At 69.6% G+C, this 14409-nt stretch carries 16 protein-coding genes; 7 read left to right on the forward strand and 9 right to left on the reverse strand.

Features of this window, described 5'->3' with window-relative positions:
* Window positions 1-14: 14 nt before the first annotated feature.
* From rlmB to PYV02_RS03830, 4 genes are all read right to left on the reverse strand, one after another.
* The gene (rlmB, locus tag PYV02_RS03815; protein ID WP_275756351.1) at window positions 15-1019 is read right to left on the reverse strand and encodes a 23S rRNA (guanosine(2251)-2'-O)-methyltransferase RlmB; all 1005 of its coding nucleotides are present in this window, start codon (window positions 1017-1019) and stop codon (window positions 15-17) included.
* Complete coding sequence (gene cysS / locus PYV02_RS03820; protein ID WP_275756353.1) at window positions 1016-2398, reverse strand: cysteine--tRNA ligase; 1383 nt, start codon at window positions 2396-2398, stop codon at window positions 1016-1018. The genes rlmB and cysS overlap by 4 nt, the downstream gene beginning before the upstream one ends.
* 73 nt (window positions 2399-2471) lie before the next feature.
* Complete coding sequence (ispD, locus tag PYV02_RS03825; protein ID WP_275756355.1) at window positions 2472-3626, reverse strand: 2-C-methyl-D-erythritol 4-phosphate cytidylyltransferase; 1155 nt, start codon at window positions 3624-3626, stop codon at window positions 2472-2474.
* A 50-nt stretch (window positions 3627-3676) separates the two neighbouring features.
* Window positions 3677-4159: a CarD family transcriptional regulator gene (locus tag PYV02_RS03830; protein ID WP_275756356.1), complete on the reverse strand. Its 483-nt coding sequence runs from the start codon at window positions 4157-4159 to the stop codon at window positions 3677-3679.
* 98 nt (window positions 4160-4257) lie between these two features.
* Between PYV02_RS03830 and PYV02_RS03835 the strand changes: the two genes are divergently transcribed.
* Window positions 4258-4752 carry a hypothetical protein gene (locus tag PYV02_RS03835; RefSeq protein WP_275756358.1) on the forward strand — a complete coding sequence of 165 codons (495 nt, stop codon included), beginning with the start codon at window positions 4258-4260 and terminating at the stop codon, window positions 4750-4752.
* Between the two features lie 306 nt (window positions 4753-5058).
* Here the strand turns inward: PYV02_RS03835 and PYV02_RS03840 are convergent, their stop codons facing one another.
* The gene (locus PYV02_RS03840; protein WP_275756360.1) at window positions 5059-5739 is read right to left on the reverse strand and encodes a response regulator transcription factor; all 681 of its coding nucleotides are present in this window, start codon (window positions 5737-5739) and stop codon (window positions 5059-5061) included.
* Window positions 5736-6890: a sensor histidine kinase gene (locus PYV02_RS03845; RefSeq protein WP_275756362.1), complete on the reverse strand. Its 1155-nt coding sequence runs from the start codon at window positions 6888-6890 to the stop codon at window positions 5736-5738. The genes PYV02_RS03840 and PYV02_RS03845 overlap by 4 nt, the downstream gene beginning before the upstream one ends.
* Window positions 6891-7060: 170 nt before the next feature.
* Here PYV02_RS03845 and phoU point away from each other — a divergent pair, with 170 nt between their 5' ends.
* The 3 genes from phoU (at window position 7061) to PYV02_RS03860 (ending at window position 9110) form a co-directional block, all read left to right on the forward strand.
* Window positions 7061-7714, forward strand: a complete 654-nt coding sequence (gene phoU / locus PYV02_RS03850) for a phosphate signaling complex protein PhoU (RefSeq protein ID WP_275756364.1) — start codon at window positions 7061-7063, stop codon at window positions 7712-7714.
* A 17-nt stretch (window positions 7715-7731) separates the two neighbouring features.
* A complete protein-coding gene (locus tag PYV02_RS03855) occupies window positions 7732-8658 on the forward strand; it encodes an alpha/beta fold hydrolase (protein ID WP_275756365.1) in 927 nt (308 codons plus the stop codon).
* 248 nt (window positions 8659-8906) lie between these two features.
* On the forward strand, window positions 8907-9110 hold the full coding sequence (locus PYV02_RS03860) for a hypothetical protein (RefSeq protein ID WP_275756367.1): 204 nt from the start codon (window positions 8907-8909) through the stop codon (window positions 9108-9110).
* Here the strand turns inward: PYV02_RS03860 and PYV02_RS03865 are convergent.
* A complete protein-coding gene (locus PYV02_RS03865; RefSeq protein ID WP_275756369.1) occupies window positions 9107-9982 on the reverse strand; it encodes an SDR family oxidoreductase in 876 nt (291 codons plus the stop codon). The genes PYV02_RS03860 and PYV02_RS03865 overlap by 4 nt on opposite strands.
* 11 nt (window positions 9983-9993) lie before the next feature.
* Entirely contained in the window at window positions 9994-10509 is a 516-nt protein-coding gene (locus PYV02_RS03870; RefSeq protein ID WP_275756371.1) for a MarR family winged helix-turn-helix transcriptional regulator, read from the reverse strand.
* A gap of 68 nt (window positions 10510-10577) precedes the next feature.
* On the opposite strand from PYV02_RS03870, the gene PYV02_RS03875 reads away from it, so the two are divergent.
* Together PYV02_RS03875 and PYV02_RS03880 are read left to right on the forward strand one after the other, a co-directional pair.
* A complete protein-coding gene (locus PYV02_RS03875; protein ID WP_275756373.1) occupies window positions 10578-11909 on the forward strand; it encodes an L-serine ammonia-lyase in 1332 nt (443 codons plus the stop codon).
* A 3-nt stretch (window positions 11910-11912) separates the two neighbouring features.
* Window positions 11913-12350, forward strand: coding sequence for a (deoxy)nucleoside triphosphate pyrophosphohydrolase (locus PYV02_RS03880; RefSeq protein ID WP_275756375.1), 438 nt, complete (start codon window positions 11913-11915; stop codon window positions 12348-12350).
* Here PYV02_RS03880 and PYV02_RS03885 read toward each other — a convergent pair.
* Window positions 12270-13352 (reverse strand): SRA domain-containing endonuclease, encoded by a 1083-nt coding sequence (locus tag PYV02_RS03885; RefSeq protein ID WP_275756377.1) that lies wholly within the window; start codon window positions 13350-13352, stop codon window positions 12270-12272. The two genes, PYV02_RS03880 and PYV02_RS03885, sit on opposite strands and share 81 nt — an antisense overlap.
* A gap of 109 nt (window positions 13353-13461) precedes the next feature.
* On the opposite strand from PYV02_RS03885, the gene PYV02_RS03890 reads away from it, so the two are divergent.
* On the forward strand, window positions 13462-14370 hold the full coding sequence (locus PYV02_RS03890) for a nuclease-related domain-containing protein (protein ID WP_275756379.1): 909 nt from the start codon (window positions 13462-13464) through the stop codon (window positions 14368-14370).
* Window positions 14371-14409 lie beyond the last annotated feature (39 nt).

Raw genomic sequence — 14409 nt, forward strand, 5'->3', positions numbered from 1 at the left:
GCCACTCGTCGTGGTTAAGCCCTCGTGACGGCGATCTGGTAGAGCGCCACGCTCGCGGCGATGCCGGCGTTCAGCGATTCCGTGCCGGAGCTGATCGGGATGGAGACGATCGCATCGCAGTTCTCCGTCACCAAGCGAGACAGCCCCTTGCCCTCGCTGCCGACCACGATCAGCACGGGCTCCTTGGCCAGCTGCAGGTCGGGCAGACTCATCGAGCCGCCGCCGTCGAGGCCGAGCACGAAGACGCCGCGCTGCTTGTAGCTCTTGATCATCGCGGTGAGGTTCGAGGCCATCGCGACCGGGGTGCGTGCCGCCGCTCCCGCCGACGTCTTCCATGCGGATGCCGTCAGCCCCACCGAGCGGCGCTGCGGCACGATGACGCCCTGCCCCCCGAACGCCGCGACCGAGCGGATGATCGCGCCGAGGTTGCGCGGGTCGGTGACACCGTCGAGCGCCACCAGCAGCGGCACCTGGCCGCGGGAGACGATCTTGTCGAGCAGTTCGTCGGGGTGCGCGTACTCGTACGGCGGCACCTTGAGCACGACGCCCTGATGCACCGAATCGAAGCCGGCGAGCCGATCGAGCTCCGGTCGCATGATCTCCAGCACGGGGATGCCGCGCTTGGTCGCCAGCGACAGGATCTCCTTCACGCGGTCGTCGTACTCGATGCGCGAGGCCACGTAGAGCGTCGAGGCCGGGATCTTGGCACGCAGCGCCTCGAGCACGGAGTTGCGGCCCGTGACCATCTCGGCGTCGTCGCCCTTCGCGGAGCGGCCGCGCTGGGTGCGCTGCGGAGCATCCGTGCTGCCCGCGGCCTTCTTGCGACCGCCCACGGTCGCCTCGTAGCGCTCCTGTGCCGCCTTGCGCTTGCCCGCGGGGTGGTACGGGCGGTCCTCCGCCTTCGGGGTGGGCTTGCGGCCCTCGAGGGCCTGCCTGCCCTGTCCGCCGGAGCCGACCTGGGGCCCCTTCCGCGTCTTGCGCACGGCGCCGGGGCGCGGCTTGTTGCCGGGTGATTTCACTGCAGACTCCAATGTGTTCCGCCGGCGCCGTCTTCGACGGTGATGCCCGCTGCGGCAAGTTCATCACGAATCCGGTCGGCGACGGCGAAATCCTTGTTCGCCCGCGCCGCATTCCGGTCCGAGATCAGCGACTCGACGAGCGAGGCGAGCGCCAGTTCGGTGGGTTCGGATGCCGCGGCACCCCACTGCGGTGACAGCGGGTTGATGCCCAGCACCTCGCTCATCGCGAGCACGGCGCCGCGGGCGGAGGCCACGGCATCCGCATCCCCCGCGTCGAGCGCGGCGTTCCCGGCCCGTACGGTCTCGTGCAGCACGCCGAGGGCGGCGGGCACGGAGAGGTCGTCGTCCATGGCGGCGGCGAAGGCATCCGGGATCTGCTCGGCCGCGGTGTGACTCGCGGCGCTGCGGGTGAGGAAGGTGCCGATGCGGTCGAGCGCGGCCTCGGCCTCGGCGAGCGAGCCGTCGTGGTAGTCGATCGTGGAGCGATAGTGCGCCGAGCCGAGGAAGTAGCGCACGACGATCGGCTGTGCGCGCCCCAGCAGGTCGGCGGCATAGACCGAGTTGCCGAGCGACTTCGACATCTTCTGGCCGTTGACGTTCACGAGGCCGTTGTGCACCCAGTAGCTGGCGAACGGATCCCCCGCCGCGGTCGACTGGGCGAGCTCGTTCTCGTGGTGGGGAAAGCGCAGGTCGAGCCCGCCGCCGTGGATGTCGAACGCGGCTCCCAGGTAGCGCGAGCTCATCGCCGAGCACTCGATGTGCCAGCCGGGGCGTCCGGCACCCCACGGCGACTCCCAGCGCGCGGTAACCGGCTCGGTGGGTTTCGCGCCCTTCCACAGCGCGAAGTCGCGGGGATCGCGCTTGCCGCGCGGATCCGCGTCCGTCGCGGCCTCCATGTTCTCGGGTCTCTGCCTGGTCAGCTCGCCATAGGCGGGCCACGACGCGGTGTCGAAGTAGACGTCACCCTCGGCCGCGTAGGCGTGGCCTGCGTCGATGAGGCGCTGGATGATCTCGATCATCTGCGGGATGCTCGCGGTCGCCCGCGGCTCATAGGTGGGCGGCTGGATGCCGAGCGCGGTGTACCCCGCGGTGAACTCGAGCTCCATGCGGTAGGCCAGCGCCCACCACGGCTCGTCGTCGGTGGCGTTGTCGAGCACCTTGTCGTCGATGTCGGTGACATTGCGCACGAGCGTCACGTCGAAGCTGCGGTAGTTGAACCAGCGCCGCCAGAGGTCGTAGACGAGCGCGGAGCGCAGGTGGCCGATGTGCGGGCTCGACTGCACCGTGGGTCCACAGACGTAGATGCCGACCTTGTCCGCGGTCAGCGGCACGAAGTCGACGAGCGCCTGCGCCTTGGAGTCGTAGAGCCGGATCGTCACGGGGCAAGTTTACGGGGGTCGCGGTCCACGAGACCGGGATCTCGGTTGCGCATCGATCACCGGGCTCGCTCGGTCATCGATGCAGCAGCGCGGTGGCGATCACCGCGACGCCTTCGCCCTTGCCCGTGAAACCCAGACCGTCGGAGGTCGTGGCCGACACGCTCACCGGCGCCCCGACCAGCGTCGAGAGGTGCGCCTCCACCTCGGTTCGCCGCGCGCCCAGGCGCGGGCCGTTGGCCACGAGCTGCACCGCGACGTTGCCGACCTGGTAGCCCGCGCCGATGACGAGCGCGACGGTCTCGGTGATGAAGACGTCACCGTGCGCGCCCGCGAACCGCGGGTCGTCGGTGCCGAACTTGCTGCCGATGTCGCCGAGGCCGGCCGCGGAGAGCAGCGCGTCGCAGATGGCGTGGCACATGGCATCCCCGTCGGAGTGCCCGGAGAGGCCCACCTCGTCGGGCCAGTAGAGGCCGCCGAGCCACAGCGGCTCCGCGGCGTCGTAGGCGTGCACGTCGATACCGATTCCGGTGCGGGTCCCGGCCGCACTCGGCCATCGTTCGGTCATCGTCTCCCCCAGGTGTCGTTCGGCGCGGTGCAGGTCGGCGGGCGTGGTGATCTTGAAGGCCGCGGCCTCGCCGGCGACGGCGTGCACGGTGTGGCCCGCCGCGGTGAACAGCGCCGCGTCGTCGGTGAACTCCTCGTCGGCGTCCAGGTAGGCGGCGACCAGTTCGGCGCGCGGAAAGCCCTGCGGCGTCTGCACGTGCACGAGGCTGGAGCGGTCGACCGTCTCGAGCACCGTGGCATCCGCGTCGACGCGCTTGATCGTGTCGCTCACCGGCAGGGTTGGGATGACCCCCGCCCCCGTCTCGCGCACCGCCGACGCCACCCGGTCGAACTGCCCGGCCGTGGTGAGCGCCCGAGCCGCGTCGTGCACGAGCACGACCTGCACGTCGGGTGCGACCATCACGAGTCCGGCCGCGACGGAGTCCTGACGCGTGGCGCCACCGGGCACGATCACCACGTCGTCGCGAGCGATCGCACGGGCGGCATCGAGGTGGCTGGTGGGAGCCACGACGATGACCTGAGCCGTGGCATCCCAGTCGTGCACGGTGCGCAGGGCGCGCTGCAGGATCGGTTCGCCGGTCAGGTCGACGAAGGCCTTGGGCATGCCCGCGTCAAGACGTGCGCCGCTGCCGGCGGCCACGACGATCACGGCGACGGTTGGCATGTGACGAGCCTACGACCGCGCGCCGCAGGGGCGGCGGCGCGCGAGGGAACTCAGGAGGCGAGCACCTCGTCGAGCACGGTGGAGGCCTTCTCCTCGTCCGTCTTCTCGGCGAGCGCGAGCTCGGAGATGAGGATCTGGCGGGCCTTGGCGAGCATGCGCTTCTCGCCGGCCGAGAGGCCGCGGTCCTGATCGCGACGCCAGAGGTCGCGCACGACCTCGGAAACCTTGATCACGTCGCCGGAGGCGAGCTTCTCGAGGTTGGCCTTGTACCGGCGGCTCCAGTTGGTGGGCTCCTCCGTGAACGGGGCGCGCAGCACCTCGAAGACCTTGTCGAGGCCTTCCTTGCCGATCACGTCGCGAACGCCGACGAGGTCGACGTTCTCGGCCGGAACCTCGATCGTCAGGTCGCCCTGGGTGACGTTGAGCTTGAGGTACAGCTTCTCTTCGCCACGCACCGTGCGCTTCTTGACTTCGGTGATGGTTGCTGCGCCGTGGTGGGGGTAGACAACGGTCTCGCCAACCTCAAAAAGCATGGGGGTCCTTTCGAAAGACGACCAAGTTTACCACAGTGAGGTTCGAGTAAGGCTGCCCTAACTCCGTTCACCGCGGCCTCGTTCGGTAGGATGACGCTGTGACAGCACGCACTCGCGCGGCCAGGGCCGCAGCCGCCCTCATCCTCGCCGGTGCCATGCTCGTCGGCACCGCGGGATGCACCTTCCTCACGCCCACCGCAACGCTCACGGAGTACGTGCCCGGCGAAGGCATGAACCTCACCGTCGGCGACATCGCGATCCGCAACGCACTCGCGTTGCCCAACGAGGACGGCAGCGTCGTCTCCCTCGTGGTCACGATCACGAACCGCTCGTCGAACGGCACCAAGCTCAACCTGCAGTACGACAACGGCGACGAGCAGGTCGATGAGACGATCATCGTGGGCGGCGGCACGACCGTCGTCTTCGGCGGCACGCCCAAGCAGAAGCAGTTCCTGCTGCAGACCACGGATGCCATGGCCGGCAGCCTGCTGCCGATCTACGTGCAGCACGGCGACGACCCCGGCAAGGTGCTGCTCGTGCCCGTGCTCGACCCGAACCAGCCCGAGTACGAGGGTCTCGCCCCGCGCGAGTAGTCGCGCTCGGGCCCGGTCGGCCCCTCCCGACCCGTCGAGCACGTCTCGGCTCCCGGTCGGATGCCGCTCCTCCGTGCGGCGATGCGACCGCGCCGGCGCGCTCCGGGCTCTTGGCCGGTTCGAACCCCTCGGCAGACTCGGAAAACCAAGGACATTGTCCTTGAACTCCCGAGTCTGTGCCGACCCTTCCCGCGAGCGAGGGCATCGCACCAGTGCGGGGGCGTCGCGCGGGCGGACGGACGAGCGGACGTGCGGGCGAGCGGGCGGGCGCAGGTGCCAGCCCCGCCGGGGGCAACCAGACGCGCCCTAGGCTTCGAACCGGTAGCCGAGCCCGCGCACGGTCACGAGCATCACCGGCTCCGACGGCACCTTCTCGATGCGCGAGCGGATGCGCTTGATGTGCACGTCGAGTGTCTTGGTGTCCCCGAAGTAGTCGGCACCCCACACCCGGTCGATGAGCTGTCCACGCGTGAGCACGCGACCGGCGTTGCGCAGCAACAGCTCGAGCAGCTCGAACTCCTTGAGCGGCATCGCGGTCTCCACCCCGTCCACGGTGACGGTGTGCCGTTCGACGTCCATGCGCACGGTGCCGGCTTCGAGGATCGCGTCGTCCGTGTCATCCGTCTCCACGCGGCGGCGCAGCACGGCACGGATGCGCGCCAGCAGCTCGCGGGTCGAGTAGGGCTTGGTGACGTAGTCGTCGGCTCCGAGCTCGAGCCCGACCACGATATCCACCTCGGAGTCCTTGGCGGTGAGCATGATGATCGGCACGCTCGAACGGTTGCGCAGCTCGCGGCACACCTCCGTGCCCGGCAACCCCGGCAGCATGAGGTCGAGCAGCACCAGGTCCGCTCCGGCGCGATCGAACTCGGCGAGCGCGGACGGGCCGTCGGCGGCGATCGCGGTCTCGTATCCTTCTCGCTCCAGCAGGAACGCGAGGGGCTCGCTCAGGGAGGATTCGTCCTCCACGATCAGGATCTTGGTCATGCACGGGCCTTCTCTTGGGGTGTTGCGGATGCCGCCGCCGAGGGCAGGCGGATGGTGAACGTGGAGCCGCGACCGGGCTGCGACCAGACGCGGATGTCGCCGCCGTGGTTCTGCACGACGTGTTTGACGATGGAGAGCCCGAGCCCCGTGCCGCCGGTGTTGCGGCTGCGAGCCGGGTCGCTGCGGTAGAAGCGCTCGAAGACGCGCTCCACCTCGTCCTCGGGGATGCCGACGCCCTGGTCGGTCACCGCGATCTCGACGACGCCGTCGCGGTCGGAGACGCCGATGCCCACGCGCGAGCCGTCCGGGGAGTACTGGATGGCGTTGGCGATCAGGTTGTTGAGCGCCACCCCCAGCAGAGCCTCGTCGCCGAACACCTCGGTGCCACGGTCCCCGCCGCTGGCCAGCGTCACGTTGTGTCCCTCGGCGACGATGCGGTTCTGATCCACCGCGGCGGCGACCACGGTGTCGATGTCGACGAGGTCGGCCTTGGTGAGGGCATCCGTCGCCTGCAGGCGGGAGAGTTCGATGATCTCCTGCACGATGCCGGCGAGACGCTCGGACTCCTTGGTGAGACGCTTGGCGAAACGCTTGACCTGATCCGGCTCCTTGGAGGCGCTCACCAGGGCCTCGGCGAGCAGCGAGACCGCGCCGATCGGGGTCTTCAGCTCGTGCGAGATGTTGGCCACGAAGTCGCGCCGCACCTCTTCGAGGCGGTAGGACTCGGTGCGGTCCTCGGCGAGCAGCAGCACGTAGCGGGCGCCGAGACGCGCCACGCGCACGGAGAGGTGGATCGTGGCATCCCCGAACGGACCGCGGCTCAGCGACAGCTCCTCGGTGATCGGCTCCCCGCCGCGGCGCACGCGGTCCACGAGCGCGCTGAGCTCGGGATGCACGAGCGCGCCGTTCCACACGAGCCCGAACGCCATCGCCCCGGGCGACGCCTTGATGACCGTGTTGGAGGGGTCGAGCACGATGCCGGCGGACTCGAGCGCGTCGAGCACCTGGTCGACACCGTCGGGCACGGCCGTGGACACCACCTGGGCCGCGCGATGCCCCCGACGGGCGGCCGCGAGAACCACGCCGAAGACGCCGGCGCCCAACACCACGCCGAACGCCAAAGCGGCTGGTACCAGCCACTGGAGGTCCATGGGGTCTAGATTAGTGAGTCATCAGTGGAGTGCTCACCCGATGTCCACTCGCGGGCAGGGCGCTTCAGTGGATGTTCAGGCCGGCATCACCCGCCGTTAACCTGGCGCGGGCACAGTTGCCTCAAAGCCATGCGGGTTCGTCGTGCCCGTGTTGAAGGGACGAAAACAGCGTGCGCGAAGTCTTCCAGCAAGAACTGCGTGAGGTGCAGGACCGCCTCGTCGAGATCGCGGGGCTCGTCGCCGAGTCCATCGAGAACGCCACCCGCGCCTTCAACGAGTCCGACGTCTCCCTCGCCGAGGCCGTGATCGCCGACGACGAGAAGATCGACGTCGCCGCCGCCGAGCTCGACGAGCTGGCCATCAACATCCTGGCCCGCCAGCAGCCGGTCGCCCGCGACCTGCGCATCGTCGTGAGCGCGCTGCGCATCAGCGCCTCGCTCGAGCGCATGGGCGACATGGCCGAGCACATCGCGCAACTCGCGCGCTACCGCTTTCCCGACAAGGTCGTGCCGAAGAGCCTGCGCGGCACCTTCAGCGAGATGGGCCAGCTCGATGTCGCGATCGCCAAGAAGCTCGTCGAGCTGCTGCGCTCCGAAGACGTCAAGCTCGCGGAGGAGATCCGCAACGAGGACGACAAGATCGACGCGCTGCACCTGAGCGTGTTCGACAAGGTGCTCGGCGAGACCTGGAAGGGCGCGGCCGTCGACACGGTGGATGCCACGCTCGCCTCCCGTTACCACGAGCGTTTCGCAGACCACGCGGTCTCGATCGCGAAGAAGGTGCAGTACCTCGCGACCGGTGACTGGATCCCCAGCGACATCTGAGTCGGTACCCTAGCCCCGTGCCCACCGAGATCGAACTCGCGGCCGAGTACCGCGCCGCCGAGACCCGTCTGCTCGCCGACTTCGGCCTGACCGCCGCTGAGCGCATGGTGGATGCCGGCGATGCGCAACTGCACGTCATCGACATCCCGGGCGACCCCGCGCGTCCGCCGGTGGTGCTGCTGCACGGCATCGCCTCGGTGACCGCCGCCGCGGTGCCGCTGATCCCGGGCTTCGGCGGTCGCCGGGTGATCGCGCTGGACTGGCCCGGCCACGGGTTGTCGTCGGCGACGACGCTGCACCGCCACGACATCCGCACCGCGCCGGTGCGCTGGCTGCAGGCGGTGATCGACGCGTACGAACTCGAGACCTTCGAGCTGGTCGGACACTCGATGGGCGGGCAGTTCGGGCTCTACTACGCGCTGGCCCACCCCGAGCGAGTGCGCAGCCTCACCCTGCTCGGCGCACCGGGCGCGGCGTTCGCGGAGATGCATCCGCCCGCCGGCATGCGCATCATGGCATTCCCGGGTGTCGCCGGCCGGATGCTGCGCCGCCCCGTCACCCGCGCCGAATACCAGGACAACAGCGCCATGACCCTCGGCCCGGGCGCGGTCGAGCCGTGGCCGCCGGAACTCGTGGACTGCGGCTACCTCGCCTCCCAGCGCGAGGCGTTCTTCACGAGCCTGCCCTCGTACTTCAAGGCGATCGCCTCGCCGCTCGGCGTGCGGCACGGTGCCGTCGTCACGCAGACGCAGCTGGCGACGCTGCCAATGCCGGTGCTGCTGCTCTGGGGGGATGCCGACGTCTTCCTCACCGTGGCCCGTGCGACCAGGTCGATCGCCGCGATCGCCGACGCCGCGGTCGTGGAGTTGCGCGGCGGTCACGCACCGTGGCTCAACGCGCCCGAGGAGGCCCGCGCGGCGGTGGCGCGGTTTCTGGGCGGCTGACCACGGCACTCCGCGGCGCCGACCGACCCGCACCTGGCGGGAGGTGGCCCCGTTTGGCGGGAGAAAACCCCGGTCCGGCGGGAGCTGTTGACGGTTGGCGGGAGCAATGACCCCCGCCAACCGTCAACAGCTCCCGCCAGAACGAACCGGGGCCGAGACTTCTCCCGCCACATCGAGGCCAGGCTGGCACTCCTCCCTCCAAGAGGCGCACACTGGATGCACCGCCACACCGACCCCGGAGGCCACCCATGAGCGACCCGATCGACACCCCCTCGACGAAGCCCGCGGGCGGCGGAGCGGAATCCGTGCCCGACCCGATCGAGCCCGAGGCGCCATCCCACGACCTCGACCCGGATCCCGAGGTTCCGGCGCACCGGCACGACCTCGACGAGGAGGCGATCGTCGACGAGCCGGGGTTGGATGAGGCGCTGGAGAACGACGAGATCCTCTAGCCGCGGCGCTCCCCCGCGGACTTCTTCTTCGCCGCGAACTCCTTCGTCAGCCTGAGGTAGCGACGCAGCCCCCTCAGCGGAACGGCGCGCGGCCAGTCGTCGCTGCGGAAGTAGGCGTCGGTGCCGCCGTCGACGAAGACGAGGCTGCCGGTCATGAAGTCGGCGGCGGGGCTCAGCATGAACACCACCCAGTCGGCGATCTTGCCGGCATCCCCGTATCCACCGAGCGGAATCGGGAAGGCCTCGATCGCACCGGACATCTCGGGGTCGTCGAGCTGGCTCTGCAGCAGCGGCGTGAGGATCGCCCCGGGCGCGATCGCATTGAGGCGGATGCCCGCGCCCGCCCACTCGTCGGTGACCGCAGCGCGGCGCAACCAGCGGCTGAGCGCGATCTTGGTGGTGCCGTACATGATGCCCGGCGCGTTGTCGCGGAACAGCCGCTTGAGCGTCTTCACCGCCTTGTCGACGTCGTCGTTGAGCAGCGCGTTCACGGCGCTCTTCGGCACGAGCGGGGTCGTGGTCGTGGAGTTCGACGAGAACACCACCACCTGCGCGGAACCGTGCGCCGCGAGCGCCGGCCGCCATGCCTTCAGCAGCTCGACCGCACCGCGGTAGTTCACCTCGGCGAGCACGCGCTCGCGACCCGGCCCCGGGCCGAGACCGGCGGCGAGCACGGCGCCGTCGAGCGTGCCGCCGACGCGATCCAGCACGGCCGCCGCGGCGCTCGCCCGGCCCTCGGCGGTGGAGAGGTCGGCGGTGATGTCGGCGTCGCGCAGGTCGACGCCGATGACGGTGTGTCCGGCATCCCGCAGCCTCTCGGCGGTGGCCTTGCCCATGCCGGATGCCGAGCCGGTGACGGCGTATGTGCCCATGTGGTGCTCCTTCAGTTGTCGGGTGGTGCGGTGCGGGTGGACGCGTCGGAGGCGACGGCGTCCGCGAAGCGGTGCATGAGGTGCGCCAGTCGCTGGCGGTCGGCGGCGGGCCAGTCGGCGAGCAGGTCGGCCATGAGGGCGTCGCCGGCCTCGAACAGCTGCTGGGCGACCGCGCGACCGTGGTCGGTGAGGGTGACGATGGATGCCCGCGAGTCCCCCGCATCGGCCACCCGCACCGCGAGCCCGGCCGCCGCGAGCCGGTCGAACAGGCGGCTGCCTGCGGGCGGAGAGATGTGCAGCTCGGCGGCGAGCACCGACGGCCGCCGCGGCCCCTGCGTGGCGAGGCTGAACAGGGCGGGGATGGCGTTGTCGTCGTCGGGGATGCCCCCGCCGCGCGCGAACGCGCGCTGGTAGGGGGCGCTCGTCCACACCGTCATCACGCGCACCAGTGAGCCGGCGAGGTCGTCGCGGTAGGCCAGGACGAGGGGGGCTGCGGCCGCCGCACCGCGGTCGAGCTTGCGCGCCATCGCCCCTCCTTCAGTACTTCCTGAGTGGAAGTATATGCCCGGGTGTTCCCGACGCGTACGGTTGAGTCGTGACTGCGTACGTCTCCGCCTTCGAGCTCTTCTCCATCGGGGTGGGGCCCTCCAGTTCGCACACCGTGGGGCCGATGCGCGCCGCCCGCGACTTCGCCGCCCGCATCCCCGCGGACACCGAACGCGTCACCTGCGTGCTCTACGGCTCCCTCGGCGCCACCGGCCTCGGCCACGGCACCCCAGACGCGATCGTCAGCGGCCTGGCCGGCAACGCGCCCGAGACGGTGGACCCGGCGGCGGTGCGGGGTGCGTGGCAGCGGGCGTCCGAGGCCGGGCAGCTCGAGGTGGGCGGGCGCGTGGTGCCCTTCGAGCGGAGCGATGTGACGTTCGAGGCGTTCGTGCGGTTGCCGGGGCATCCCAACGCCTTGAAGCTCACCGCCCACGGGCCGCAGCCGTTCGAGGCGACCTACTACTCGGTGGGCGGCGGGTTCATCGAACGCGAGGGCGAACCCGCCCGGGTCGGGCACCGGTACCCGTTCGCCTTCCGCAGCGCCGACGGCCTGCTGGCGCTGTGCGCCGAGCACGAGTCGAGCATCGCCGGGCTCGCCCGCCGCAACGAGGAGTCGGCGCGCACCCCCGACGAGGTCGACGCCGGTCTCGACGCGATCTGGCAGGCGATGAACGGATGCATCGACCACGGCCTGCACTCCCCCGGCTTCCTGCCCGGCCAACTGCACGTCAAGCGCCGCGCCGCCGCCATCCGCGAGCAGCTCGAGGCGGACCCCGACAAGTGCCTGCCCGGCGACTGGCTGGGCATCTTCGCGCTCGCCGTCAACGAGGAGAACGCCTCCGGCGAGCGCGTCGTCACCGCCCCCACCAACGGCGCGGCCGGCATCCTGCCCGCGGTGCTGCGGTATTGGGTGCAGTTCGTGTGCGACGCGGATGACCCGCGGCCGGGCATCCGCGAATTCCTGTTGACCGCGGCCGCCCTCGGGTCGCTCTTCAAGGCCAACGCCTCCATCTCCGGCGCGGAGGGCGGCTGCCAGGCCGAGGTCGGCTCCGCCTGCGCGATGGCCGCCGCGGGCCTCACCGCCGTGATGGGCGGCACCCCAGCCCAGGTGGAGAACGCCGCCGAGATCGCGATGGAGCACCACCTGGGACTGACCTGCGACCCCGTCGGCGGTCTCGTGCAGATCCCGTGCATCGAGCGCAACGCGATCGCGGCGTCCACGGCGGTCACGGCCGCGCGGCTCGCGCTGCGCGGGGACGGCTCGCACTACGTGTCGCTCGACATGGTCGTGGAGACGATGCGGCAGACCGGGCAGGACATGTCGACGAAGTACAAGGAGACCAGCGAGGGCGGGCTGGCTGTGAATGTTGTGGAGTGTTGAGGGGTGATTGACGTTGTCGCGGCGATCATCGAGCACGAGGGGCGGTACCTGGCGTGCAGGCGGCGACCCGAGCGCGGTGGCCTGTGGGAGTTCCCGGGCGGCAAGGTCGAGCAGGACGAGAACGCGAACGAAGCCCTGGCACGAGAGATCCACGAAGAGCTGGACATCGACATTGCTGCCTTCGGCCTCTTCACCACCGTCGAACTGGTCGAGCAAGATCTTCGGCTGCTCTTCATTCGCGCGCAGCCCATCGACATGCTCCCTGTTGCCAGCACGGACCATGATCGGCTCGAGTGGCTTGGCATCGACCAGCTCGCTTCGGTCGACTGGGCCTCAGCAGACCGCGTCGCGGTCGACCGCCTAGTCCGATTCCACCACGGCGAATCCATCATCGCGGCGGTAGACAAGGATGATGCCGAGCTCGTCAATGAGGTCGACTAGATCCTGCTCAGGGCGCCCCGGCAGCAGGATAACCGGAAGTGCGGTGATCTGTTCCGACTTCGCGATGTGGACATAGTCGAGCACCTGTCCGATCGCGGCACGCACGAAAGCACGCCCACTTGACTTCTTCGCCTCGACGATCCAGCTGCGGCTTGGGACGTAGAGGTCCGGCTCGATGCGCGAGGACCCGACGGGCAGTCGAAGGAGCTTCGGCACGTGTCCTGCTTCAATGAGCCACTCCCCGAAGCTCCTCTGGAGCTCAAACTCGACGCGCGAGACGACTCGATCGCCCAATTCGGGGAGTTCGGGCTGCGGGACCACGATGTCGGAGAACTCGGGCGGGGTCCACTCGCCAACCCACATGTAGTTGGCGGCGCCACCATAGGTCGGCAAGAGCGTCAAGTCCGCATGAAGCGGTACCAAATTGAAGATGATGCCTTCGCGCGGCTCCCCGTCCACGTCAGGAATGGTCTCGAGCTTGTAGACCGGGTCACCAGTGGTGAACGCACCCACATAGGTCGCCGCGGTGCCTTTCGTCGTGAAGAGGCGGATGGTCTTGCCTGTCAGCGCCGCATCTCTGAGCGCGAGGTTTCCACGAATGAATGTCTGTGGGCCATGTTGACCCTCGCCCGTGTAGAAGTAGGATCCGTTCTCTCTGAGCCCCTCGTGCTTGTTGTACCCGTACCGGGCGCCGCTCACGGGATCCGTGAAAATAAGTATCTCTGGTGCGCTGCGGGGCGTGGAGATCCCACCCTGCTGCTGACCGCCGTACGCCTCGTGGACCTGACGGCGGCGGACCGTGTCACCAATCTCGAGTGACCATTCGCGCGGACCCCTGTCACTCTTGAGGACCGCGAGCGCCGCCGCGAACTGCTCCTCGCTGAGCTCCCATCGACTGACGCCCAGAGGAAGAGTCCCGTAGAGCGAGCGCAGCACAGCACGGACCCGCTTCTGGCTACGCCCGGCAGCGAGCGCGAGGTCTGCTGGCGCAAGAGTCGTCACGAGCGCGACCCTAGCCGTGTCGTCGGGGAGAGCGCACCCCCAGTGCGGGGCTGACCCACCCCCGAACTCGGGCTACAGCATCCGCCCCTTGAGGCGCGAGACTCGCAAGGTGAGCGATCTTCGCCAGCGAGTTCCGGGGCATTCGCTCATCGATGAACTCCTGCGCCAGTGGGACCTCGGCACGATCCGGGTCGACCCGGCCAACGGTGCCGTGGTGATCGATGACGAGGCGACCGGGTGGTTCCGCGGCGTGCTCTGCGAGCGCCGTGTGGCCGAGATTCTCAGCCCGCTCGGGCCGAGCTGGACGGTACTGCATTCCGTGCCCGTGGGGCGTGGAACATCCGACATCGATCATGTGGTGATCGGGCCACCCGGCGTATTCACGATCAACACCAAGTACAGCCCCGGGCGCGACGTGTGGGTTGGTGGCTACGGCATGTACGTCGGAGGACACAAGCAGCACTACATCAGCAACTCGATCGCGGAAGCCAAGCGCGCCTCGATCCTGCTCTCGCGGGTAGCGCGGATGACCGTCCCCGTCGTCGGCATCATCGCGTTCATCGACCCCGGCCACATCACCGTCAAGGCACCGGCGGGCGGTGGCCCATACGACCCCGAGATCATCGTGACCGGATCCCGCGGCCTCTACGCCTCCCTGCAGCGCACCCGCGAGTTCAGCGACGAGCAGCTTGCGACGATCGTGGATGCCGCGAGCCGGGCATCCACCTGGCACACCCGGCCACAGCCCTCCACCGTCGGGCACCACATTACGCGCGAGTTCGAGGCGCTCGAGGAGGCGGTGGGCACGCACGTGGGGGCGGCGGTGCCAGTCAACCGAGGCACGCAGGCCGCAGAGGGCCCTACGCGGGGCGCGGCGCGTCCTGCATCCATACGATCGCGCGGTGGGCGGCCAGGGCGCAAGCGACCGTCGATCGTCGCCGAGCTGGCACGACTGGCGGCGGTAGGCGTCGGGCTCTACGTCATGGTGCAGGTCGTGCAGGCGGTGGCCAGCCGCTGACCCCTTGGCAAACCCCGCTCTCGGGTGTGGACTGGGAGC

Source organism: Antiquaquibacter metalliresistens (assembly GCF_029211225.1).
Lineage (GTDB): Bacteria > Actinomycetota > Actinomycetes > Actinomycetales > Microbacteriaceae > Rhodoglobus > Rhodoglobus metalliresistens.